We start from the raw sequence: 25902 nt of genomic DNA on the forward strand, positions 1-25902 counted from the left end.
AACAGCTAAATACATTATCAATTGTAAAAAACCTTTACAGTCATATCTTAATGCTGTGGAGGTGGATTTAAGATTTTACTGGCAATCCGATTGCTGGTATCAATCGCAAATTGATCAACATAGCGGCTATAAAAATTGGCCACGATTAAAGTCATACCAATTGCGCTTAGACCGGAAACAAGCACAGATGCCGAATAACTCCAATGCCAACTCAAAAATAAGTTAAACAGAGGAATACAGACTAAATACAACATCAACAAATGCAGTAAATAGATAGAAAAAGATAATTTCCCAAGCCAAACCAAAATAGGATGATCTAAATGCCGCGATAAAAGAGGACTCATCAATACACTATAAACAATCAAGATTCCCGCCATAAAATTGCAATAATCATAAGTTTTTTCCCCTAAAATATGATGTAGTCCAACATAGGCTGTACTGGTATTATGCGCCCCGGCAAAGTATAAGCCGATCAGTAGCATGATGATTGCTACGAGGTTGGGTAACGTTTTTGCATATAGATAGATATAAATTCCGATAATAAAACTTGATATTCCAAAACTAAATCCTTGTCCACGCCAGATAAATGCAAGACAAGGGATCAGGAGTGAAGCCAACCAGAATGCGGCTTTTTTATAGTGATAGAGATAGAGTAAAAAGAATAAGACAAAAGATCCCATCAATTCGATAGTCATTGTCCATAATACCCAATTGATATCACTTTCTGAAAACAAAAACGCGCCAATCGTTCCTTCATAGAGTGCATGGGTAAAACTAAAGTTTTGTACTGTAAAGGCGTGTAGCCATGCACCTACATGACTGCCGTCGATATGAATGATTTTAAAGACGGACCAGATCAATAAACATGATGTCAGGGCAGGAATCATTAAACGTGGATAACGCTTAATCATCATATTTTTAATTTTTGAATGAAACTGCTGAGGACTCTTTAAAATCGCGTAACTCAGAACATATCCACTCAGCACAAAAAATACAAAAACAGCAGCATCGCCCGAATATAAAAATCCAAATGGCAAATGATGGACATGATATACCCACTTGAGATCAGTTGTTTCCTGAGGATCAAAATGGTGTAGATATGGAAAAAAACTCATGGCAAGATGAGAAAATACCACAGCTAAACAGGCTAAGCCTCGGATGCTTTCTGCCGAATTTATTTTTGCGGACATCTGTTTTTCCCTATTAAAACAAAAGCCCCAACATGTGGGACTTTTATTGACTCAACCCTTAGTCAATGTATGTAATACGACCATCTGCATCATGGTGAACTGTCGCCACTTTTTGCTGACGTGCATGAACCAGTGCATCAGCATTCAAGCTAAAATAATCCGCATATTCTTGGGTAGATTTTGCTTCTGCTTCTTTCTTTGTCTTAGCAGGCACAAAATTACTCCACAACCACAATGAAATTGCACAAGCAATTAAAGCAAACAACCCACTTTCTAAAGCTTTCGCAAAAGCATTAAAAAAGTAATGTACCAATTGTGGCTTTTCTAGAGACAGATAGCCAATCAAAATAACAATAGGTCTCCAAAGCAACAACCAAAATGCCCATAACATGGCAGTGATTGTTGTTGAAAAATAACGGCGATGCCACGGTAATTGTTTACGTACATCAATAATCAAAGATTCTGTTTTCATTTAAATATCTCAAAAGCACTGTTTTGGCTTAAGTCATTCAACCTCTTAATCATCTTGTCGCATTCCACGGTCTGGACTCACCCAACGTGCTCTCTTACTCTCACCACGTAAAAGAACTTTGGGAAAAGCCACAATACTTGCCGTTACGGTAATCAACCAAAATACAAAAGGATACCAAATCATCCAATAATAGTTTTTTGCCAAACTTGACTCATAACGACTGTCCATCCATTTGCTGATTGCAAACTGTAATAAACAGGTCGTACCGAGCAGAATGCCTGTCCCCATAGGTAATAATGGTGAACTCATTGCCGGGAAACCTGCGTATGGGAGAACCAAATGTAATATCCACAAAATCACCATGATCAACATTAAATATGACCAGACCAGCGTTAAAATCAACTCAATAATCAAAGGCCATAAAAAATTCAGTTTCGGTTTGAATAATACATCTATATTCTTAATTAAAACTTGCGCACCACCCATTGCCCAACGTAACCGTTGTTTCCATAAACCATTAAAGGTTTCAGGCATCAAAATCCACACCAATGCATTGGGTTCAAATTTGACATCCCAACCTGCCCGATGCAATTTCCAAGTCACATCAATATCTTCGGTCAACATATTCGGTGACCAGTATCCGACTTCATGCACTGCACTTTTACGAAAAGCAGTAATCACCCCAGAAACAGTAAACAGGCGCCCAAAAGTTCTTTGCGCACGTTTAATCATCCCGACAATCGAGGAAAACTCACCCACTTGGATTCGCCCAAGCAAGGTTGAACGAGTACGGATACGCGGATTACCTGTCACTGCTGCCACAGTTGGATTATTCAGGAAATGGCGAATCATCCATTGCGCAGCATGTGGATCAAGCAAAGCATCACCATCTATCCCGATCAAAAACTCAGCTTCTGTCAGCAAACTTCCTGCTTGTAAAGCCATTGCTTTACCTTGGTTCTCTGCCAAATGAACAACACGCAGTTTGTCGTACTTCAAAGCCAATTCATTGAGAATCTCGGCTGTATTGTCAGAGCTTCCGTCATTGATTGCAATGACTTCAAAATTGGGATAATTCAACTTCAATGCATGACTGATCGTTTCATCAGCATTATCCTGTTCGTTAAAACAAGGAACAAGCACTGCAACTAAAGGATATTCTTTTAAATCTGCGGGTTGAGTATATGGAGGCTCTTTACGCTCTTTCCAATAGAAAATTAAAGCGCCTATCATCCAGAGATATGACATAAACAATGGATAATAGAAGATAAAATTTAATAAGGACTGCCACAGGTGCTGGATTGCGCTCATATCAAACCTTAAGGAACCAATCGTTGTGGTTTAGAATCAAATACTTTACGCATCTCAGCTGTGTTTGGATGATCTTCAATTGGATCATCTGGATAATACCCCACATGCATCACCCCTTGTTGATACAAGGATTGAATTGTTTGAGTAATTTCCGATGTTGGTATTTTCTGATTATTGCGCCAGTTGACTGCCTGCAACTCAAAAATTGTCTTTTTGATCCCATTGGGTTGCTTCTTCACGCGTTGCACTAAATCTTTATAGAATTTAGTTGCATCAGGAGCTTGCTCCATATAAGGCATCGCCATGATTGCAGTGAAGTCATAATTTTTAAGTGACTGTTCTAAAGACTGTGCATACCAGTTTTCAGAATATGCAGACAGCGCAACCTGCGCATACAGATTACGTGCTGTCAATAAAAATGGCTGGTAATAACGAGCTTTTTGTGCCAAATCCATTGCAAAACTGTCAATTGTTTTGGTTTTAAAATCGGTCCATTTTTGCAATTTTGCATCATCATTACGAATTTCTTCTAAATCCGCAGGTAAGCCAATTTTTTGATAAGCCTGAATGGCCTGAGGGCTTGCATCTTCATAATCGGATAATGTTGCATCATCATGGAATAAAATCCCATCAAAAGTCGTCGACTTTGCCAAATCCTGATATAAACCTTCAATCACTTTACGTGCTTCAGGAGAATATGGGCTTAAACGATGGTACCCCATATTTAAATGATCACTGTCTTTCGCTTGTTGCGTCACCACCACATCTTTCGATGCAGGATTGGATGTCGGTAAATCCCAAGCCAATAACGGCATCCAAGCATATAAACGACTCACATGAGTACGGGTTTGAATTTGCCAAGCAACACGATTAAATAAATCCGCACGCATCGGAAGATAGCGATTCGGGAAATACACCATGTCAGCTGAACCATTTGCGTCAGGATCAGCAAATGCTTGCAAGAAAACTGTAGTCACGTTCATTTCACGAATACGATCTAACAAATGCCCTAAATTCTTCTCTTGCTGAGCTTCGTCTGGATCATAAATATAATCCAAATCGACATGCATGACTTTTTGCGGACGGTTATTGTCCGTAAAATTCATTTGACGGCTTTGGATTTCTTGAGCCAAAGCATCTGTGGTCATATTGCCTTCAACCAAAATACGATTTAAATGACCTAAAGATTTTTCGATATGATCAGGACCGTCATCCAAGCTGATGGTAATTGGCATACCGACTTTTTTAGCCAATGCCACTGTTTCCATATTATAACGACCGTATGGCCACACCATCACCCGTGGTGCTTTTAAACCATGTGATTGCAATACTTTATTGTTCTTTTTTAAATCATTGAAAATACGATCTGCATAGACTTTGTCAGATTCATAGGTTTTAGTTTTTGGATAATATTCACGTGTTACCGCAGCAGGCTCAGAATTCCCTTGGGGATTGCCTAAAATACCACGATGTAAATTATAGCTGTGACTGCCAATTTCAACATAACCACTCTTTTGCATGGTTTTAAGCTCATCCCATGACAAGAGTTTTTTACGTGATAATTTTTCATCACCAAATTGAACCATTTCATTGGCTTTAGGCTCTAACCAAGAACCAACAACCGCCAATACAACTGGAATCTTGCGTTGCTTAATCACAGGAAAGCCATATTGATAAAAAGACTGATAACCATCGTCTACAGTCAATAAAACAGGCTTGGTCGGTAATTTAAACTTACCTTCATTGGCTTTAATGATTTGATCAACGTTGACAAAGTGATAACCGTTTTTCTGTAACCAATCTAAATGCAGTTCAAATTGCTTTGTCGTTACGGCATAGTCAGGAATCACCGCATCATGATTTGGTGTAATTTCATGATAGCCAATAATTGTCAGCGTATTTAAGTCAATTTTAGGTAATTCATGCTCAATAGGCGTTTCAGTAGCAACTTGGTCTACTTCTGCCATAGCACTATTATAAAAGGATGAAAACAATAGTGTTACGCATATCATCGCTGAAGGAGAAAAGTAACGGCTTAGCATATATTTAAATACTCAATCATCATTGTTTTAAATCTGAATCCACCCATAGCACTTCATTTCTGAAACACTAAAATCCTTTTTTTAGGCGAATTAAAACAGACGTTTTACAGCGATGATTTAAAAGAATAAAACTGAAACGAATCTTAAAAAATAACTCTGAACAGAATTATTTATTTGCATCATTTAAACACTTTTAGCACTAAAGTATTGTAGAGGATTGTTAAACACCGATCAATTAACAAACAATAAATAACTTAAATTGTGTTTATAATCACACTATTAGCAAGGTTAAGCTCATTTAAACAGCTTTGCCATTGTATTTTTATAGCATTGAAATATGAAGAAAAAATGGAGCGTTGTTTACTCTTCTCATCATATAGATATCAGTGAATCTATGTTCATTTTAAATACAAAAATAGAGGTCAATTGACCTCTAAAGTTGGCTTGAATTTTGATGATCCAAGAACTCTGGATATTTAATTCATTTAGTCACGTGTTTTAACATCAAAAAGTTCAATTTCAAAAATTAGATTAGAGTTTGCTGGAATGATTTTACCCATTTTACGTTCACCGTAGGCCAAGTGAGAAGGAACGATTAACTTACGCTTTCCTCCAACCTTCATACCAAGAATACCTTGATCCCAACCCTTAATTACACGGCCAGTACCAATCACGGTTTCAAAATAATTTCCACGATCAATTGAAGAATCAAATTTCGTTCCATCTTCCAACCAACCTGTATAATGTGTGGTAATCAGAGCACCTTTTACTGCTTCTTTACCTTCACCAACTTTTAGATCAATGATTTCTAATTCATTTGACATACATTATTCCTACTCATCATTAATTCATGATTAAATGATCATTTAGACAGTTTGTTTGGGTTCGCCATACCAGCGTAACTTTGACAAAAGTGTTGATAATCTTGCTCAACTTGTTGTGGATAATTATACGTGTATTTCAACAATTGCGTTTTCAAAAGTTCTACATGTTGTGCAAAATTGATTAATTCATCTGCATTTGGTGAACCTTTACGCCCAACAGAGCACAATTGAGCATAGGCAAGTAAGCGTGCCATTTTATAGCAAGCATCTGTAAATCTTTTGGGTTTATTTACGTACTGTTTAAAATCAATTTAATCCTGTTCTGGCCGTAAGACTTTGACAATATAAGTTTGATCATCAAAATCAACCCTAGATAATTTAGCAGGTATTTCATCGCAGTAAATTGAACATCTCGTGACTGATTAAAACTAAAAATACGTTCAAAAGGATCTCGCATCAGTCAAATCCGGTGTTTTAATAAAAATTAAACTACTCGGTTAAGCTGAATGTTCGATGAATAAATCTAATCGCTGCCCTATCTTTCATCTCAGTTAAAAACTGAGCTCCTTAATATCTTGATCTAATAATAAATAATGGGTTAATTTTTTATGATTTTGGGCAGATCCAATTAAAACCCAACGCCCAATGATTTGTTTTTCTGTTTTATTTTGTACCCCACGTAAAATCTTCATATTGTATTGTTTAAATAATTCTTCATATTTATCCAAAGTTTCTTGTTGGTAATCACACAAAATTCGATAATTACGAGATTGGTGAATGGCTTCAATTTTATCTTGGAAATACACCAAGAATACCAAAACTATCAGGACCAATATTGTTCCAATACATGCTAAATATTCATAACCTGCACCAGCAGCCATACCCAAAGCGGCCACCATCCATATTGTGGTCGCTGTGGTAATTCCTGAAATGCGATTGTCATCTTTAAAAATGACACCTGCACCTAAGAAGCCTAACCCTGTCAAAATATTGGCAGCCAGACGATCTGGATTTTCCACCCCGATTTTAATCGAAAGTATGGTGAATAAACATGACGCAAGACTCACCATGATCATGGTTCTTAAACCAGCCGACTTACTGCGATACTCACGTTCCGCACCAATGATTGCGCCAATTGCCAAAGCCATAAGTAAATGATAAATGTCGTTGTTCATACGGCAGTCAACTTGCTGAGGTTTGATCAATCTAGATATACGAAATTTAGGCAAAAAAAAGCAAGCGATTCGCCTGCTTTTTCTCAGTAAATTTATTTTATGCAATGGATCACTGAAGTTGCGTCCATTCGATCACGGCTTGAGCATCATCACCAATTAAAGTCCACTCACCATCCATTACGTTTAACTGTAATTGCATGGTCCGTTGGCATAAGGCTTGGACCGCAGTTGTACTTGCTTCAGACAATTGCCAAACTTGAACGTTAGACAAAGTTTTTAGCTTGGAACTTCTTTTATACCACTCTGCAACAGCTGAACCATAAGTCACTACGGCTACCTCTTTACAACGTGCTGCTGCTTTTTTGACTTTATCTTCATCAGGTAACCCCACCTCAATCCATTTGACCAATTGCCCCGTCAGGTCCTTTTCCCATAGTGCAGGCTCATCTGTCTCAAACAAATCTTTGGTAAACTCTAGTTGCTCACCTGCAAAACGAGCAAAAGACAGTACTCGAACCATCAAACGTTCAATTGTTTCAGATGGATGTAAAGCCATCGTCAACTGATAATCCTCATATTGATGTACATCCATATTGGCAATATTAAGATCAGCCTTATAAATTGTTGCTTTTAATGCCATGAAAGTTCCAAAAAGTTCTTCAATTTGGCGCACAGTCTATAAGATTTCTGAACGGATTACTGCGTTTTTTCTGATTGGTCAATCCGACAGTTTAATAAAGCCATTTCAAACGTTTCCCAATCGCGGTTATGCAGCGTAATAAGCTCAATACGATTGTCCAGACTTTGTTCCCCTGATTTATAATTCAAATGGTCAGGATTAAAATTAAAAACCATCCAACCTTGATCGGTATTGAAAATACCTTTAATTCTTAACCAATCTGTTTGTTCACACAACACATCCAAGAGTTCATAAAAATCGAATTGCCACCGTTTTGAAAATTTCCAACCAACCACAGTATAACCATTCGAAGTTTCAACATAGTGATAAGGCAACTGTTTTACAGTAGGAAGCTGTTCTGTGGAATTTAATTTTTTTTGGACTTGGATTAAGGGTACAACTTTTCGCTGAGTTGCTTGATGTGGTATATCCAATTGTTGAATATTCAAATGCCCCTGTTTCGCCAATAGCCATGTTTGGATAGAAACAAAATAGTCACTTTTAAATTGGGTCAATACCAAATCATCCATTTCCGACATGGTATCGACATGAGATACCACAACCAATTGGGCAGCTTTTAATTGATCTTGATAAAGTTCTTGATTCACCCATGCAGCATCATGTAAACGGCTACCATCGATCACCGTCACTAACGCACGCATATCTATTTGCACCTGCCACTGTGGCTCCATCAATTGTTCCAAAAGTTGCGCGGGATGTCCTAAACCTGTAGGCTCAATAAATAATCGGTCTGGACGCTTATCAAAAATTAAGCGAGATAATGCAATTTGCATGGGAAGTTGACCAGCACAACATAAGCAACCGCCCAATAACTCTTTCACTTCATAGCCGGAGTCTTGTGGTAAAAGCTGTTGATCAATACCAATATGTCCAAACTCATTCATTAAAACTGCCCAAATTTCCCCTTCAGGCTTTTGTTGCAGTAAATGCTGTAATAGGGTTGTTTTTCCTGCCCCTAAAAATCCAGAAATAATGTGAGTTTTAACTGCTTTCTCAGTAAAAATCTTCAAAATATCACCCGACCTAATAAAATAAATATATGAATAGTTATACTCGACTCTTTCTATTATCACGTAAAATTTGCCAAGAGTTTCAAATTTTAAATCTATTTTTTAAATTAAAATTAAAAGAACAATTCAAAAGTTCAATATACCATTCACTCAGATCACATAATCAATGTTAATTACAGTAACCAATCGGTATGTTTTTTAATCATTTTTTCATATTTACATACATTTTAGCATTGTAAAAAAAGTATAATAATCACAAAAAAACAACACAATACAATGATTTGTTTTAAATGTGTAATTGACCTTGTTATGCTTTGTTGCTGAGGTTGCCCAATTTTTCATCTGCACTTAGCATGATTCTACTCCCTGTGAACTGCAACGCATTTAACAACTGACTGTTTTCACAGGTCGCTTTATGATCAATTCTATGAATTAAGGATGCCAAAATGAAACTTGTTAAAACACTTTTAGCAACTACGCTTGCTTTTACTGCTTTCTCAACTTTTGCCGCTACAGATACATCTGCTACTGAAGCAGAAAAAGTTGTCGTATCAACTCAAGAGCAACCAGCTGCTACTGAAGATGCTCAAGCTGCTGGACAACCAACTGCTCAGCCAACAACTGAAAGTGCTGCTGAAGCACCTGCAACTTCAGCACCACAAGCTGGTCAATAAGATCTAACTCCTCCCGAGTAAACAATTAAATTGCCATTTATGGCAATTTAAAACAAAAAGACTGAATCATGCTGCGATTCAGTCTTTTTTATTTACTTTTTAAGCTAATCTGCACTCATTGATGAATCTTTTCAGTCTTGTCTAAATGTATTTGCTGAGATCAATTCAAAAAAATCTTGCTCTAAGCATCTTTGTCGCCCCCAAATCGCACCAAGCGTATTTAGAATAATTCTAAATCTCAGAATATTGAGCTAAATAATAGTAAAAAACAATCATTGAGTTCTATTTCCATATACCTCAATTTATCAGATCAACATAAAAAACAATGTATTACACTATACCTTAAGCAGCCACCCCATTACAGAATCTCAATCTATCCACTATGGCATAGCTTGGAAGAAGCCATGTTTTCAGTCATTAATGACTTATTATTGTGACTGGAATGGAATAATTGCTGTGAGTTCAAAGATTGATTACACCACACAAGTGGCTATTTTGGGTGCGGGACCAGTGGGTTTGACCATTGCCAATTATCTCAGTAAGCAAGGGGTGCAAGTCACTGTGATTGAACAGTTAGATCATTTAATTGATTACCCCCGTGCAATCGGTATCGATGATGAATCTTTACGTACCATCCAATCGTTGGGCTTAGTGGACAAAGTTCTTCCGCACACAACACCTTATCATGCCATGCGTTTTTTAACGCCCAAAGGACGATGCTTTGCTGATATTCAGCCATTAACACGTGAATTTGGCTTTTCACGACGTAATGCATTTATTCAACCCCAAGTTGATCAAGTCCTCTTACAAGGTTTAAATCAATATCCAAAAACACAAGTCCTGTTTGCTCGTGAGTTGAGTACATTTAGCCAAGATGATCAGGGTGTTACCCTAATATTGCAAAATAAAGATCAAAAACAAGAAATAGTTTATGCCCAATATTTAATTGCCTGTGATGGAGGAAATTCAATTGTACGTCGCCGCCTAAATATCGGCTTTGAAGGCAAAACAGCACCCAATCAGTGGATTGTGATTGACATTGAAAATGATCCTCTTGCCAAACCACATATTTATTTGTGCTGTGATCCTGTACGCCCTTATGTATCGGCAGCCCTACCTCATGGAATTCGTCGATTTGAGTTTATGGTGATGCCTGGAGAAACACAGGAAGAGTTAAGTAAAGCCGAAAATATAACAAAATTACTTTCTAAGGTTTTACCCCATACAGATGGTATCGAAGTCATTCGTCAACGAGTCTATACCCACAATGCACGTATTGCAGATAAATTTCGAGTAGATCGTATCTTACTTGCAGGTGATGCAGCCCATATTATGCCCGTTTGGCAAGGTCAAGGTTACAATAGTGGTATGCGCGACGCATTTAACTTGGCGTGGAAAATGGCACTCGTTGTTCAAAACAAGGCAAGCCCAGAATTACTGGATTCATACCAGATCGAACGTAAAGATCATGCCAAAGCAATGATTGATCTATCGGTGATGGCTGGCCATGTTCTCGCGCCACCCAAAAAATGGCAAGGATTCGTGCGTGATGGTATCGCATACATGCTGAACTATATAAAACCAGTCCAACAATATTTATTAGAAATGCGTTTTAAGCCAATGCCTAAATATCATGCAGGTGCTTTGGTCAAAGACCATTATAAAAACTCTCCTGTAGGCAAAATGTTTATTCAACCCATGGTACAACTTGAGAACGGACAAACATGCCTACTGGATGAAGTCATTGGAAATGACTTTGCCATAATTGCTTGGGGTGTTGATCCGCAATGGGGACTAGATGAAACCAATATCAAAAAATGGCATGCTTTAGGAGTAAAATTTATTCAGGTACTTCCCGTTGTTCAGCTCAATAATGAAAAACGTAAACTGTATGAAAATGTGATTACGATTGGAGACCCGGCTACAGAAATTCGATCGTGGTTTAGTCAAACAGATCAAGCGATTGCAATCTTGCGTCCAGATCGATTTGTTGCTGCGTTGGCTATTCCGCAAACCGTGAATTCAATAAGCCAGCAATTATTTACCCAGCTCCATGCAAAATAAATATTCTCAGCACACCACGCTCAAGCGTGGTGTGCTGTATAAATACCCAACTTTATTGACTGTTGAACATTGTTATTGAAGATTCAGCAGATTGAAACAACCCCAATAAGCTTCGCAGTTTCCATTAAATCATCTGAATCCAGGCGATGTCTTTAACTGTTTCACGCTTTTGAACCATCTGAATAAACGGTTTGAATTCATCTAAATAGGGTACAATTTTAAAGGATATCGCATAGATCAACCAATATGCCAAAAAAAGATCTGCGGCAGAAATCCTATCTCCGAGTAAATAAGGATTGGCTTGACCTAGACCAGATTGAATAAACCGATAGACACTTTGTTCTGTTCCAAAAGCTAGACTTCTCCGTTTTTCCTGGATTTGTTCTGCTGAAACACCCAAGCTTTTTATATCCATAAATTCAGTTAAAGGTCCATGACAAAAAAATAGCCACTTCAAATATTCCCCGCGTTTTGGGTCATTTAAAGTCGGAGCAAAGCCCTTTTCGATATATTTATCTGCCAAATAAGCAAAAATAGCTGGCGTTTCTGAAATCACTGAACCTTGATCCACTAAAAACGGTAGCTTTGCCATTGGGTTTAAAGCCAAATATTCTGGTTGATTTAAATTTGCATAATCAACTTGAATAATATCAACTTGATCTTCTATTTCTAACTCTTTTAATAAGGGTAAAACAGTATTTCCACGAGAATGTGCATTGGTATAAAGTTTCATTATGTTCAATCCCATTTTTTATGTTTTAAATATAGCCAAATTGAATTTGCTAAGCAAAGCAATCTAGACCATTTCAGTTTATTTTTGATATGGGAAAGTTCTCGATATTCCTGATCAGAACATCTCTGTATAAAACTGTTCTTTTAAAATTTTTAAAATCATACTGATAACCTCATTTTTCTGTTGCTTACGATAACTCGCATACAATCCAATCACTGGCAAAGGTTCAAGTGTATTTTTGACAACAATTTTATCTCCCAATAATGGAATAACATAAGCAGGTACTAAACTCCAGCCTACCCCCATTCCCACTAAGTTTACATTAAGTAAAATATTGGTCGACTTCTGGACCACATTGATGGCTAATTTAGACTGTCTAAAAAATGCCTGAATAATTTTGTATAACTGTGGAGATGCTGCTTCATCGCTAATCACGAAATCTTGCTGATCAAATGCTTTGATACTGATATGTCTTTGATCTGCTAAAGAAGAACTTTTAGGAATAATCAATGCTAAAGGTTCTTGAAAAATTTGAACATGCTCAAATTCCTCACAATCTTCGGTATAACGCGTAAAAGCAATATCAATCTCACCTTTTTTCAGTGCGATAAACTGCTCATGATCTGTCAGACTTTGAAAATCGATTTTGAGCTTAGGAAAGTGAGCTCGAATATTGGGCATGATATATGGAAAAACCTTCATTTCAGCAACAGGAACAAAACCAATTTTTAATTGATCTTTGTGCATATTCGCAACTTGACGCGCCTCATAAATTGCTCTTTCTGCATGTTCCAAACTTAATAATGCTTGCTTTAAAAAAGCACGCCCCTCTTCTGTCAGTTCAACCTTACGATTTGATCGAATCAGTAACTGCACGCCCACTTCATGTTCAAGATCTTTAATCTGCTGGCTTAAAGAGGGTTGTACTGTAAACATTCTTTGCGCAGCTTTGGTAAAATTTAATTCTTCAGCCACTGCAACAAAATACCTTAAATGACGTAATTCCATAGTATTTCCTTCTAGCGCGGAGTAAGTTGTGGTGCAACTTTGGTTGTATAAAACAGCATCGTGATCAACATCACGAAGGCACAAAATAAATAAGTCAATGAATACCCACAATGAGCGATCAATACTCCCATTACGATTGAACCTACTGCCATCCCCACATCAAATAAAGTAAAAAAGGTCGCAACTGAATGCCCCATTCGCTCATCAGAAACAGACTGAATTGCAACAGTTTGAAAACATGGAAATAGCGACCCATAACCTACCCCAATAAAAACCGCAGCTAACCACAAAGTCCATTGACTCGAGACTAAAGCCACTATCACGAGTCCGATAATGAAGAAAATAAAGCATGGATAAATAACAAAATTTGCGCCTTTGCGATCAAAAAATTTACCAACCCAAGGGCGAACAAGCAACATCGACATGGCAAAGATAATAAAGAATAAACCGACGGCACTCATTAAATGTTTAGACTCAGCATAGGTGCTGATAAAACTCATGACACTGGAGTATGCAAAAGCGGTAAGTAAAGCCACCAAGCCGATTGGAATCACTTTAAATTCGACAATATCGTGAATGGAAAGCGTTGATTTCTTATCGGGTGTTAAATTTTTTTCCAGTCGATCCTCATATACAGGCAAAATCAAGCAAAAAATCAAGCCAATCACCATCATCAATATTAAAACTTTAAATAAGGTCATAAAGTCAAAGTATTGCAAAATGGTCAGTGCAATAAATGGTCCAAAAACAACTCCCAGATTGGTCGACATTACAAAATATCCCATCCCTTCTCCTTTACGACGATGAGGAATAAATGCATGTACGATCGGAACAGTCACGGTGGTTAAAATACTAAACCACACCCCATGAATGAAACGTACTACTAACAGAATCCATAATTGATCTGCGATTAAATAAGTAAAAGCGATCAACACAAAGAACAATGCAGAACCCCGAAACAGCCGCTTTTTACCAATCTTTTCTATGAGCAAACCAGAGAAAGGACGAATTGCAATTGAAGACATCAGAAATAAGGTTAAAGCCAACCCGGCTTCACTTATCGAGCCGCCTAACGACTTCATGATATAAATAGGCAGTACAGTTAAAAGTGCAAAATAATAAGTAAATAAAAATAAATTATTGACCATACAAAGAATAAAAAATCTATTCCACAAAACATCTATTCCATGATTTGAATCATCAGCACTAGACATATGATTCTCCGCTTCCAGCATAGCGAACAGGAGCTAAAACCAGTGTAAAGGGCCCATCAATATTGGTCGAAGTTGAAATAGAATTAAATGAGATGGTCTGATAGTGAATTGGAGCGTATAAGGTATCAAGCAACAATTCAAAAGCATCATTAATGCTACTTTCCTTAGCTTGGATCACGAGCTGGATTAATTTCCATCTTCGTTCACGGCAGGGCAAAAAATGTTGCTTAATATAATCACCCGCAGCCTCACGACGTTCAGCCTGTACCAGCAATAAAGCACGACTGATTTGATGTGGTAAGACTTTAGGCAATTCGAGCAATTGCTGTCTTGAATTATGTTCAAGATTTTGCTCAAAATCCATGTCAAGCACGTCATCTGCATGTACCTTAAAAGCATCCAATAGCAAATCGGATTTATACTCCCACCATCTATAAATGGTTGATTTTGCGCTCCGTACACGCATAACAACCGCATCAATTGTGAGTTGAGAATCGTCCTGATATGCCAATATACCTATGTCTCTGTCTAAGATATATTGTTTACGACAAGCTTCCGTTGCAATATCCATCATCCCTGCTTTCTCAACAAAACGATATGTCGCGTTTTATTGTAGAGCGCGGTTGATTTTTCCCTAAATCGTTATTTTCTTGTGTATGAGACTTTAAAACGATCAATCTTTTGTTCCGTAATAGCCCTTTACCAAGTTCATTTTCTGTAAAGTGCTACACTTTGTTATTCTGACTGAGCTCGGTTCATAATTCGGCTATAATGTTTTAGCCTCAAATGACACGCTTCAATTTGGGAAATTTATAAATAAAATTTGTGATATAAAGATTAAAGAGGAAAATACAATGTTAAAAAAATTGATGGGTCTTGGTTTATTGACCATCCTACTGACTGCATGTGGAAAACCTTTACCTGTTGATAAACAGGATTATTCAGGTACATGGCAAAGCGAGGATGGTCGTGTAAATTTGAGAATTACTCCTGAAGGGCGCGTTGAATATAGCAACAAACAACCTAATTCAAGTTCGTCTGTATCCGCCCCGATTTCTAAATTTGAAGGCACGAACTTTAGTGCTGGTGTTGGTCCACTTTCCACCGAATTTAAAGTTTCTCAAGCACCAAAACAAACTGAACAAGGAACATGGACAATGACCGTAGATGGCCATGTCCTCAATAAAGTGAATTAATCTATGCTTGAAGATGAGTGATCTGCTCACACTCTCGTTTTAAAACATTTTAACCCTTGAAAAAAACCCGCTTTCAACAAGAGGGTTTCTTTAACTATAAGACAATTAATTGTGCGAAGACTTTTTATAAATACTGCATGAAGGATGATGATTCTCTTGTAAACGTGCCACCTTACGATGCTCAGCAGCTTCAAAACGGCAACGTTTCCAATCATTGTCCAAATTCAATGCAGGAATTTGTTTTGGCTTTCCATTTTCATCAACAGCAACCATGGTGAAATAACAGCTGTTGGTATGGCGGACGGTTCGCTTTTGAATATTTTGTGCTTCAACACGAATACCGATTTCCATTGAGGTACGGCCTACATGGTTGACACTGGCAAGAAATGTCACCATTTCTCCGACATGAATCGGTTCTTTAAAATTCACTTTATCGACAGAAAGCGTAACAACGTAGCTCCCAGAATAACGACTCGCGCAGGCATAGGCGACCTGATCAAGAAGCTTGAGGATGGTTCCACCGTGTACATTACCTGAAAAGTTTGCCATATCTGGGGTCATTAAAACAGACATGGTTAATTCTGATTGGTCATCTGTAGCTGGGATCAATTGATCTAATGGAGACATCGTATACTAGACTCTATTTTAGGCAGGACATTTATATGGCTATTATTATATATCTTTTCTAATAAAAAACATGCTTAATTCGGCAATTGACCATTCTCTCAATTTATGATTACCAATATAATCATTTATTTGGAATATAGCTTATTGTTTTATCCACTTTTTTCAATCTTTTTGAGCATCTCCGCTGCAATATTGCCATATTTAAAAATTTGCCGATCTGACACATAATGCTGAATTTCATATGAATGATCTGGATTGATTTCTACAATTTCAAAAATTGTATTCGGCTGTGTTGCGATTTTTACTTTTTCGCCAATCTTAAATTTATTCATCATCTAACTCGATACTCAAATTTGAGTATAATTAATTAAAATTATCATTAAACGATAAAAGTATAGTATTTAAAAATCTACAGGTAAACGCTGTTTTAAGTAGCAGATGGATCCAGAAACGAAATAAGCTACTTTAAAAATACTTTTAATTCTGTACTTGATATTGCTGCTGGATATTTTCAGAACCATGCTTAGTTGCAATCACCACTTCCAGATCATGAATGCGCTGGTTTGCGGCATCAATACCTGCCTGCATAGTATCTTGACGACCTTTTACATCAAAGATATGTGCTTTTTCCCTTAAATCGGGTTGAATCACAATATCTGCATTTTTTAATTCTTCTGCAGCCAGTTTATTTTGCATGATATTGATGTTTTGATTAAACAAGCCCCAAACATTGCTTGTTTCTGTATTTACAGGCTGTGCCAGAATATCGACAGCAATGACCACATCCGCACCTAACTCCTTGGCAATATTGACAGGTACAGGACTGACTAAACCACCATCTACGTATTCTTTGCCTTTGATCTTGGTCGGAATAAACATACTGGGAATCGAGACAGAAGCCCGTACTGCTTGCCCTGTATTACCATAATTAAAAATAGTTTTTTCTCCATGTTGTAATTCAGTTGCCACAACATACATTGGAATTTTCATCTTTTCTAAAGGTACTTGATTGATTTGCTTGTTGACATAGTCCTCAACTTTTTGCCCATCAAAAAAACCTTTCATACCAATCTTGAAGTCACGCACATCCCCTACTTTCATATCCAAGGCGATTTGACGTAATTGTTCAGCTGATTTACCACTGGCGTAAATTGAACCAACGATACTGCCCGCACTGGTCCCCACAATAAAGTCAGGTTTAATACCATGTTGTTCCAATACTTCAATCACACCAATATGGGCATAACCACGCGCGCCGCCACTCCCTAAAACAAGTGCAATCACTGGTTTTTTCTTTGGGGACTGTTGATACTGATAAAAGCTTTTATCCAATCTAGACGATGCTTCAGAAACCGGATGAATGGATGCTCCCTTAGTCTGTAAATTTTTTATAGGTGAATGCGTACATGCAGCTAAAGAAAGACTACAAAGCAGAGGAATTAAAGCTTTATTTAACAATGACATATATTATCAGATCAGGGTATAATCCAAAGGTGCATGTATCTAAGCATATTTTTTATGATTTTGCTGTTGTATTTATTTAAACTGTCATCATTTCTGGCTATGTGATCAAAATTTTTGAGTGCAAAATACTCATGCTGAAATCAGCACATTTCTATTCTTCAAGGTATTGATTACAACATTTTTAATTTTTCAGCATTGCCTTACTGGGCAAAATTATTCAGCACGCCTTCGCTTCAAAACTCAATCAGCTGAATCAATGCAATTGTAGTTGGCTTTGTTCTTCCCAATCATTATGCTGATGCCAGAGAAAAACCTGGATAAGCGATCAAAGATATTCAATACAGTGTTGAGGGTATCTCGTTCAAAATAAATATTTCAGTGCCTGTCTGTGCTGCTATCATTTTTTACTGTGTGATGTGGGAAATACATTGACATAAAAAAGCCAGTGATTCACTGGCTCAACAATACAATCAGATTAAGCAATAAATTTAAGAATCAATTGAATCACTGTCGCATTAATTAAATCGACAAAAAAAGCACCACATAAAGGGACAATCAAAAATGCTTTATGGGAAGGACCATACATATTGGTAATTGCTTGCATATTGGCAACCGCTGTTGGCGTTGCTCCCATACCAAAACCACAATGACCTGCTGCTAACACTGCTGCATCGTAGTTTTTCCCCATGACTCTGAATGTCACAAATGCAGCATACAGGGCCATTGTTAGTGTCTGGGCAGAAAGAATCACCACTAAAGGACCCGCTAGATCTGCCAATTGCCAAAGTTTTAACGATAACAGAGCCATTGCCAAATAAAGTGATAATGCTGCGTTGCCAAATACATCAATCGCACGGTCGAACATTTTAATGCGAAGAACACCTTCCAGTACATTACGAAGGATAACTCCTCCTGCAAGTGCCCATACGAATGTCGGTAACTCAAACCATTGTCCTTTGCTGTACCCTGTCATAAATTCTGCAAAAGCCAAACACGCAGCAAAAAGACCAAGCGTGGTAATTGCATTGTCAGCAGTGATTAAGCGGACCTGATGCGGGTACTCAAATGGAACATATTCACCCAGTTCAGTTACTGCCTGCTGATTGGTTTCATCCACTTCTTTTTGTGTCTTAGGACTGGATAACTGATAACGGTTGATCAACAATTTTGCCAATGGACCGCCGATAATTCCCCCAATAATCAAACCAAAAGTCGCACTTGCCATACCCAATGCCAATGCACCTTGTATGCCATGCTGGGTTTCAAGAATTTCACCCCAAGCACCCGCAGTACCATGACCACCTGTAAGCGTGATTGATCCTGCAATCAAACCAACAAGCGGATCTAAGCCCAGTGCAGTGGCCAAGCCCATTCCGACAAAGTCTTGTACCACGATAAATGAAGCAACGCAGACCAGAAAAATGACTAAGCCCAAGCCACCTTCTTTTAATTTAGCAAAATTGGCACTTAAACCAATTGAAGCAAAAAATACCAACATAAAACTGGTTTGTAGTTCACTACTGGTGGTAATGCTATAACCCCAGAAATTGTGTACCAACAACGACAATATTGCAGCAACCAGACCACCTGCGACAGGCTCAGGAATATTGTACTTGCGCAAAAACTCAATTTTATTAACAAGGAAGCGCCCCAATAACAATACAATGACTGCAGCAATCAAGGTATAAAAGGCATTGAAAGAAAATTCCATAATAATTATCCATGCTTTGGCTATATTTTTTTGCTGTAAAGTGATGCAATTTTATCCTACTAAACTTTGTAATCAGATACGCTTAGCAGTTACTGAATCACTTGATAGACACAACAAAAAATAAATAAAAGGCAGATTTTCGATCTTGAAAATCCAAAGTTTTCTCTAAAAATAAGCTTAGAGATAAACTGAATTACAATGTTGTAGAAATTTTGGAAAGAAAATGGTCATGATGTTACTCCTATTATTGATAAAAGATCATTTCATCAAACAATGAGAAATACAGTCCTGATAAGTCATTCACTTTACAGAACAGGCCAAAACATGTGATTCATCTATCTGACAGCATCAACATGCAAAAAAAAGAGCGTCAATTATGCATTTTTTTTGACAAATGTCTAACGAAACATTTAAAAAATTTTGTTATCAAAATCTATCTTCGGCAAACTTTATGGATGCAATAAAAATAGAGAAGCCGAGGAAAATCCTCGGCTTTTAAACTAAATAAAAATCTAAATTAGAAGTTATATTTAGCCATTAAACCAACACGGTTATCTTTATACGATTGACCTGCAAAAGTTTCACGCTTACCGTTGATATACTCGATACCTAAATCAATTGGCTTAGCTGGTGAGTAAATTACGTTTAACCAAGCTTGTTGAATTTTTTCATTTGCAGTTTGGTTGGCTTTTGCGAAGTCTGTACCATTGTCAGCAAACAATGCGCCATACGCTAAAGTTGAACGTAGGTTCGGTAAAATTTTATAAGTACCGCCCACTTGAACTGCTGTGAATTCATTCTGTTCAATATCACCATTTACAACAGAGTAAGCATTGTTACTGCCATATAGGTAGTTGCTATTGCCTACAACATAAGAAGCATCAGCAAAAAGCTTTAAAGGATCAGCAACTTTAAAGTCTGTACCAACTGCAACACCCCAACCTGTCTTGTCTTTGCCAACATTATTGTCTTTGTAGTTTTCTACTAAAACACGTGCAGATGCATTACCGTTACCATCAGCATATGATTGTACAATTTTACCAGTTAACACAGGAAGACTGTATTTAACAGCTGTACCTGTAGCGCCAGCACTGTTACCTTCTTCAGCTGCAACCAGTAATTTTGTTGTAGGCGCTAGATTATATGCATAACGTACTTGTGGAATACGTGTAGTACCACCACCAGCATTCGTTGCAAAGTCAATCATTTCTGGCGCATGGCTAGATAAGAAGTTAGATGTTGTTTGACCGAATAACCAGTTGTTATAGGTTAAGTAAGCATGACGGATACGAAGGTTTTCATTTACGCCATTACCCGCAAAGTCAACCTCAACCTTACCGCCAACTTTAGCATCACCTACTGGTGTATTAAAATCTAAGCCGATACGTGTTGTTTTTGCTGTAGCACGAAGTTTGTCCTTCGCTTCGCCATTGGTTGAACTAATTTTGTTGAAATCGTCGTCACCGCCTTCAATGATATAGTTCGCATCACCGCGTACAAAACCATAAATGTTAATATCAGCACCAGATTTTGATTTTAAACCTGAAGATGATGCAGGTGCAGATTCAACTTTAGATTCGACTAAACGAACTTGCTGTTGCTGCTGTTGAAGCAATGCTTTTAATTCTTGAACTTCGTTGCGTAATTGTTGAATCTCTTGGCTGTCAGAAGCAGCTTGAGCTGTATTTACCATCAAAGCAGTGACTGTTAATGCTAAGCTTTTGATAATAAATGACTTGCGATTTGTGAATAGACTCATGAAATACTCCTAGCCTTATTTATGATGTGCATCCGTACAATTTGACCTTTTAACCCCAGAACTTTGCTAAAAAATCAATTTTTCTTGTTTTCTTCAGTAGTCTCTCAAACACCACATTAAAAAAACATTGCACATATATGCTTGCTATTAAATTATGAAAGCGTTGAAACTAAGTTAAAACCCAAAAGTAACAATTTGTGTATAATTCTTACACTGTTGTAATCTAGCCTAACTCAACCCCTTAGTTAAAATCAGTTTTACCGAATAAGACTTTGATTTCAATTCTTTTTTCAGATTAACATTTCTATAATTATTATATAATCGGGGGCTTAGCGAAATCTTGACAAATGCCCATCACTCAATATACGACTATCGTATATAGTCTAATTGATGGAAAACCAAGCTTTTTAGAGAAATTGAAAGGACAATGAACCGCTTTTAAATTATATTTTCCTTATTTTATGTCTTTAATCATCTTACTGTACCTCTAAGATGACAGACTTTTTATCTAAATTTTAAAAGATGCTAAAGAGCATTCACCAATATCTTACGATGTGGGAATTAATCAAAATTAAAATTGTGCAATTCAATTCATCATATTTATCTTAATTTAAATCATACTTTCCTCCTCCAAGTCTTATTTTAAAATTGAAGGAAATTTTAGTAAATCAATCTTCTGCTGGAGTTGATCTTGTATTCAGCATTGTCATGATCATTGATACTTTTTAAGCACATTCAGCAAATAATTTTAAAAATTATTATATAACAAATATTTAAAACAAAAAAATAAACTCAAATCACTTCAACCCATCTCATTGTAATCTTTTGTAAGTGGCACTTGTTAATTAAATAGGCTTTATGACACTATATATGTATTGGCAATAAGCCACTTTATTGGAGTCTATGCAATGCCTATCCAAGTTAAAGATTCAAAACAGAAAGTGATACCTATACAGAATATTCAATTTGCAGGGGGTGAAAGACATATCCAAGTTCCGGCAGATATTTTGAATTCTTTGAAAGGTACAGTTCAAGTTCAAGCAAAAATTGCCAATAGCCAAGATTTGATGGATTACCTATTACTCGAAAATGTATTGCTCCATCAAGGTTTAGAAATTGATTTAGAAATCCCTTATTTTCCCTATGCACGTCAAGACCGTATTTGCGCCACTGGACAAGCTTTTTCATTAGAAGTTATGACCAGACTGTTAAATATCAACCATGAAAAGTTTCCGCAGCAACGCAAATCTATCAAGGTCTGGGATGCTCATAGTGGTGTGACTGAAAAACTTTTACAGGAAAACACACACTTTTTTGAAATTGAAAATGTCCAGCCCAGTGAAATGATTTTAAAAAATGCATCACTGCAAGCTTATTTAACAGCACAAGAAAGTGTTTTGGTTTGCCCAGATGCAGGTGCAAAACAGCGAACAAAAGCGATCGCCAATGCTGTGAATCGGTTACGTGATGATGAAATTGGCATGGTTTACTGTGAAAAAAGACGTGATCCGATCACTGGCAAAATCCAGAATGCTCAAGTCAACGCAGAAGATTTAACAGGTAAAACAGCGGTTATCACAGATGATATTTGTGATGGTGGCGCAACTTTTATTGGTATTGCACAAGAGCTAAAAAAATTAAATTGTCAGCAGGTGATCTTATACGTCACACACGGCATTTTTAGTAAAGGTTTAAAGGTTTTTGATGGTTTAGTCGATCAAATTTTTACAACAAACAGCTTCCCTCAAATCGAAAACCCAAAACTCAACATCATTGAATTCAGCCGATTCAGTACATTTTAATCATCCAGGAGAACAATAATGAGCTTAAAAATTAATCCACTCAATGCCATCGATTTTTATAAAGCAGACCACAGACGTCAATACCCTGCTGGTACTGAATATGTTTATGCCAATTTTACTCCGCGTTCTTCACGTTTAGCTCAAATGCTACCGGACTTTGACGATAAGATCGTGTTTTTTGGTTTGCAGGGTTTTATCAAACATTTTTTAATCGAGACATGGAACGAAGGCTTTTTCCAACAAGATAAAAACAAAGTGATCACTGCCTATAAACGTCGAATGGACAATGCATTAGGTGAAGGTTCTATCCCAGTCGATCATATTGAAGCCTTATATGATTTAGGCTATTTACCGATCCGGATCAAAGCTTTAGCTGAAGGTAGTCGAGTGAATATGAGAGTTCCTGTGCTGACGATTGTAAATACTTTACCTGAATTCTTTTGGTTGACCAATTACTTGGAAACTGTACTCAGTGCAGAATTATGGAAGAGTTGTACCACGGCAACAATCGCTTTTGAATATAAACGTCTACTCACAGCGTATGCGATCAAAACTGGCGCAGCTTTGGATTTCGTTCCAGTGCAAGGTCATGACTTTAGTAGTCGTGGAATGAGTGGAATTTATGATGCTACACAGAATGGCATGGGTCACTTAACCAGCTTTATCGGTACAGATGCCGTTTCAGCTATAGATTACGCTGAAGAGTATTACAATGCAGACGGTGTTATTGGTGTTTCTGTTCCTGCAACAGAACACAGTGTGATGTGTATGGGCAGTGAAGATGATGAAATTGGAACATTCAAACGTCTAATCACTGAACTTTATCCATCTGGCGTGGTCAGTATTGTGTCTGATACTTGGGACTTTTGGCGAGTCATTACAGAGTTTACTGTTGAATTAAAAGATGAAATTCTTGCTCGTCAGCCAAATGCTTTAGGACTGGCCAAACTGGTTTTCCGACCTGACTCAGGAGATCCTGTAAAAATCATTTGTGGTGATCCTGATGCAGAAGTTGGCAGCCCTGCCTATAAAGGTGCGGTGGAATGTTTATGGGAAATCTTCGGAGGGACTGAAACAGACCAAGGCTATAAAATCCTCAATGAACGTGTTGGTCTAATCTATGGTGATTCAATTACATTGGAACGTGCTTTAAACATCCTGCAAGGATTAGAAGCCAAAGGCTTTGCTTCCAATAATCTTGTGTTTGGAATTGGTAGTTATACTTATAACTATTTAACTCGTGACACTTTTGGCTTTGCGGTTAAAGCAACCTGGGGACAAGTGAATGGTGTTCCACGTGAATTGTTTAAAGATCCTATCACTGATTCTGGAACAAAAAAATCAGCCAAGGGGCTACTTCGTGTTGAAAAAACTGAAACAGGCTTTGTAATGTTTGATCAACAAACAGTAGAGCAAGAACAACAAGGAGAGCTAAACACAGTGTTTGAAAACGGTCAGTTGATTCAAGAATGCTCATTGAATGAAATTCGTGAGCGATTACAGAATGAATTATAGCTATTTGGTATAAGCCCTGCTTTCCTGTAGGGCTTATATGCGTTCACACTTAGAAGACTTCTCTCATTTTAATCAAGAAATTTTCTACTTGGAGAAACGCCTTCACCCTGCAATAATCAAAGACAATCCATGACTTTCATAAAATTAAGTGAGCCTTATTATGACTTTAAATGCTGAACAGGAATTTCTGTCAAGTTATAATAAAAAAGACTTCGATGCTCCCCTTTTCACAGTCGATATGGCTATTTTTTCTGTGGATGCAGGACAACTACAGGTTTTATTGATTAAACGTTCAAATTTTCCGCAAAAAGATAAATGGGCACTCCCAGGTGGCTTTGTTGATTTAAGCCAAGATGCTGATTTAATGGCTTCTGCGCAACGTAAATTGGTTGAAAAAACGGGGCTTCAATCTCCCCATTTAGAGCAAGTTGCAACAGTGGGTAATGCAAGGCGTGATCCTCGTGGTTGGGCTGTCACTGCCTTGTACTTTGCACTGATTGATTTCAAAGAATTTCAGCAAGTCGCTACCGAACAAACAGAATATAGTGAATGGGTTTCCGTTACAGAAGCAAAAAAACTGGATTTGGCCTTTGATCATTTACAGCTTTTAGACATGGCAATTGAACGTTTGAGCAGTAAAGCGCGTTACACCGCTCTACCGGTCAGTTTGATGCCAAAACTATTTACCTTGACTGAATTACAGCAGATTTATGAAATAATTTTGGGTCAAAGCCTAGAAAAGAAATCCTTTAGACGACGTATGATTGAAGCCGGTGCAGTTGAAGAAACAGATCAATCTAAAATTGCAGGTAAACGCCCTGCCCAACTGTATAAATATGCTTTGGAGAATTATGATTTCCATTTTCCAAGAATTCTGGAATACCCACGAGAATCCAGTCCATCATGATAGCCCTACGATGAGTTCAAGCTTTTCCACGAGAACTCATTGAGGATGTTATTACGGTAGTTCAATATCTCGAAAACCAGAAAATCCAGCTTCATGACAATACTCAATGTGAAGTGATGGTTCATCAAGCGTTCATCAAGATACCTGCCAGAATCTATATCAACGCTGTACAATCTGTTGAGTTTCAAAATTTCCGATTGAGACAACGATAGATTTTGTAGTTTATTTTTACATGTCACCATGATGGCTATGTCCGGCAAAAAGCACTGGAAAAACTATTTCAACAAAATTTGAATACTTTATGACACCATCTATCTTTCACTTGATTGGTGAATGTGGGGGTGAAATTTTGAAAATCATTGAGCCACATCTCAATAAAGATAATCAAAACAAATGGAGTGATTTTATATTAGAAAATTGTCAGTATTTTCAAACGACACAAAGCAGAATAGTCTGTTATTGGAATGAATACTATTGGTCAAGCTATCCTGATTTTAAAACTAT

At 37.3% G+C, this 25902-nt stretch carries 23 protein-coding genes and 1 pseudogene; 6 read left to right on the forward strand and 18 right to left on the reverse strand.

Translation table 11 applies throughout. The features are described from left to right. Positions 1 to 47: 47 nt before the first annotated feature. The 9 genes from OSH00_RS02520 to OSH00_RS02560 form a co-directional block, all read right to left on the reverse strand. The gene (locus OSH00_RS02520; protein ID WP_266129097.1) at positions 48 to 1190 is read right to left on the reverse strand and encodes an acyltransferase family protein; all 1143 of its coding nucleotides are present in this window, start codon (positions 1188 to 1190) and stop codon (positions 48 to 50) included. Positions 1191 to 1248: 58 nt separating this feature from the next. Beyond that, on the reverse strand, positions 1249 to 1662 hold the full coding sequence (gene pgaD / locus OSH00_RS02525) for a poly-beta-1,6-N-acetyl-D-glucosamine biosynthesis protein PgaD (protein WP_266129098.1): 414 nt from the start codon (positions 1660 to 1662) through the stop codon (positions 1249 to 1251). Positions 1663 to 1707: 45 nt separating this feature from the next. Next, complete coding sequence (pgaC, locus tag OSH00_RS02530; RefSeq protein ID WP_266129099.1) at positions 1708 to 2973, reverse strand: poly-beta-1,6-N-acetyl-D-glucosamine synthase; 1266 nt, start codon at positions 2971 to 2973, stop codon at positions 1708 to 1710. A gap of 8 nt (positions 2974 to 2981) precedes the next feature. After that, positions 2982 to 5015: a poly-beta-1,6-N-acetyl-D-glucosamine N-deacetylase PgaB gene (gene pgaB, locus OSH00_RS02535; protein WP_420909496.1), complete on the reverse strand. Its 2034-nt coding sequence runs from the start codon at positions 5013 to 5015 to the stop codon at positions 2982 to 2984. Positions 5016 to 5500: 485 nt separating this feature from the next. Next, positions 5501 to 5839, reverse strand: coding sequence for an FKBP-type peptidyl-prolyl cis-trans isomerase (locus OSH00_RS02540; RefSeq protein WP_266129101.1), 339 nt, complete (start codon positions 5837 to 5839; stop codon positions 5501 to 5503). 38 nt (positions 5840 to 5877) lie between these two features. Continuing rightward, the gene (locus OSH00_RS02545) at positions 5878 to 6093 is read right to left on the reverse strand and encodes a hypothetical protein (RefSeq protein ID WP_266129102.1); all 216 of its coding nucleotides are present in this window, start codon (positions 6091 to 6093) and stop codon (positions 5878 to 5880) included. Between the two features lie 297 nt (positions 6094 to 6390). Continuing rightward, a complete protein-coding gene (locus OSH00_RS02550; protein ID WP_266129103.1) occupies positions 6391 to 7014 on the reverse strand; it encodes an MgtC/SapB family protein in 624 nt (207 codons plus the stop codon). Positions 7015 to 7123: 109 nt separating this feature from the next. Next, complete coding sequence (locus tag OSH00_RS02555) at positions 7124 to 7654, reverse strand: YaeQ family protein (RefSeq protein ID WP_266129104.1); 531 nt, start codon at positions 7652 to 7654, stop codon at positions 7124 to 7126. 56 nt (positions 7655 to 7710) lie between these two features. Continuing rightward, the gene (locus OSH00_RS02560; RefSeq protein ID WP_266129105.1) at positions 7711 to 8724 is read right to left on the reverse strand and encodes a CobW family GTP-binding protein; all 1014 of its coding nucleotides are present in this window, start codon (positions 8722 to 8724) and stop codon (positions 7711 to 7713) included. Between the two features lie 446 nt (positions 8725 to 9170). On the opposite strand from OSH00_RS02560, the gene OSH00_RS02565 reads away from it, so the two are divergent. Further along, entirely contained in the window at positions 9171 to 9398 is a 228-nt protein-coding gene (locus OSH00_RS02565; RefSeq protein WP_266129106.1) for a hypothetical protein, read from the forward strand. 420 nt (positions 9399 to 9818) lie between these two features. Then, entirely contained in the window at positions 9819 to 11462 is a 1644-nt protein-coding gene (locus OSH00_RS02570; RefSeq protein WP_266129107.1) for a bifunctional 3-(3-hydroxy-phenyl)propionate/3-hydroxycinnamic acid hydroxylase, read from the forward strand. Between the two features lie 124 nt (positions 11463 to 11586). Here the strand turns inward: OSH00_RS02570 and OSH00_RS02575 are convergent, their stop codons facing one another. The 4 genes from OSH00_RS02575 to OSH00_RS02590 all read right to left on the reverse strand — a co-directional run bounded on the left by OSH00_RS02575 (position 11587) and on the right by OSH00_RS02590 (position 14988). Next, positions 11587 to 12195, reverse strand: coding sequence for a glutathione S-transferase family protein (locus OSH00_RS02575; RefSeq protein ID WP_266129108.1), 609 nt, complete (start codon positions 12193 to 12195; stop codon positions 11587 to 11589). Between the two features lie 114 nt (positions 12196 to 12309). Next, positions 12310 to 13203: a LysR substrate-binding domain-containing protein gene (locus OSH00_RS02580; RefSeq protein ID WP_266129109.1), complete on the reverse strand. Its 894-nt coding sequence runs from the start codon at positions 13201 to 13203 to the stop codon at positions 12310 to 12312. Between the two features lie 11 nt (positions 13204 to 13214). Beyond that, entirely contained in the window at positions 13215 to 14417 is a 1203-nt protein-coding gene (locus OSH00_RS02585) for an MFS transporter (protein ID WP_266129110.1), read from the reverse strand. Next, positions 14410 to 14988 carry a TetR family transcriptional regulator gene (locus tag OSH00_RS02590; RefSeq protein ID WP_266129111.1) on the reverse strand — a complete coding sequence of 193 codons (579 nt, stop codon included), beginning with the start codon at positions 14986 to 14988 and terminating at the stop codon, positions 14410 to 14412. Before OSH00_RS02590 ends, OSH00_RS02585 begins: the two co-directional genes overlap by 8 nt. Positions 14989 to 15271: 283 nt before the next feature. Here OSH00_RS02590 and OSH00_RS02595 point away from each other — a divergent pair, with 283 nt between their 5' ends. Further along, positions 15272 to 15613 carry a hypothetical protein gene (locus OSH00_RS02595; RefSeq protein WP_266129112.1) on the forward strand — a complete coding sequence of 114 codons (342 nt, stop codon included), beginning with the start codon at positions 15272 to 15274 and terminating at the stop codon, positions 15611 to 15613. 105 nt (positions 15614 to 15718) lie between these two features. Here the strand turns inward: OSH00_RS02595 and OSH00_RS02600 are convergent, their stop codons facing one another. The 5 genes and pseudogenes from OSH00_RS02600 to OSH00_RS02620 form a co-directional block, all read right to left on the reverse strand. Then, positions 15719 to 16240, reverse strand: a complete 522-nt coding sequence (locus OSH00_RS02600; protein ID WP_004828090.1) for an acyl-CoA thioesterase — start codon at positions 16238 to 16240, stop codon at positions 15719 to 15721. A 149-nt stretch (positions 16241 to 16389) separates the two neighbouring features. Then, complete coding sequence (locus OSH00_RS02605; protein WP_266129113.1) at positions 16390 to 16572, reverse strand: hypothetical protein; 183 nt, start codon at positions 16570 to 16572, stop codon at positions 16390 to 16392. Between the two features lie 145 nt (positions 16573 to 16717). After that, positions 16718 to 17536, reverse strand: a pseudogene (locus OSH00_RS02610) (patatin-like phospholipase family protein); the annotation flags it as partial. 643 nt (positions 17537 to 18179) lie between these two features. Then, positions 18180 to 19415 carry a sodium/glutamate symporter gene (gltS, locus tag OSH00_RS02615; protein ID WP_196074879.1) on the reverse strand — a complete coding sequence of 412 codons (1236 nt, stop codon included), beginning with the start codon at positions 19413 to 19415 and terminating at the stop codon, positions 18180 to 18182. A 517-nt stretch (positions 19416 to 19932) separates the two neighbouring features. Then, positions 19933 to 21174, reverse strand: coding sequence for a DcaP family trimeric outer membrane transporter (locus OSH00_RS02620; RefSeq protein ID WP_266129115.1), 1242 nt, complete (start codon positions 21172 to 21174; stop codon positions 19933 to 19935). 908 nt (positions 21175 to 22082) lie between these two features. On the opposite strand from OSH00_RS02620, the gene prs reads away from it, so the two are divergent. From prs to ntrR, 3 genes are all read left to right on the forward strand, one after another. Continuing rightward, positions 22083 to 22976, forward strand: a complete 894-nt coding sequence (prs, locus tag OSH00_RS02625) for a ribose-phosphate diphosphokinase (RefSeq protein WP_266129116.1) — start codon at positions 22083 to 22085, stop codon at positions 22974 to 22976. 18 nt (positions 22977 to 22994) lie between these two features. Next, positions 22995 to 24491, forward strand: a complete 1497-nt coding sequence (locus tag OSH00_RS02630) for a nicotinate phosphoribosyltransferase (protein WP_266129117.1) — start codon at positions 22995 to 22997, stop codon at positions 24489 to 24491. A gap of 160 nt (positions 24492 to 24651) precedes the next feature. Further along, positions 24652 to 25398, forward strand: a complete 747-nt coding sequence (gene ntrR / locus OSH00_RS02635) for an ADPR responsive transcriptional repressor NtrR (protein WP_266129118.1) — start codon at positions 24652 to 24654, stop codon at positions 25396 to 25398. Positions 25399 to 25902 lie beyond the last annotated feature (504 nt).

Source organism: Acinetobacter nematophilus (assembly GCF_026344175.1).
GTDB classification, from domain to species: Bacteria; Pseudomonadota; Gammaproteobacteria; order Pseudomonadales; family Moraxellaceae; genus Acinetobacter; species Acinetobacter nematophilus.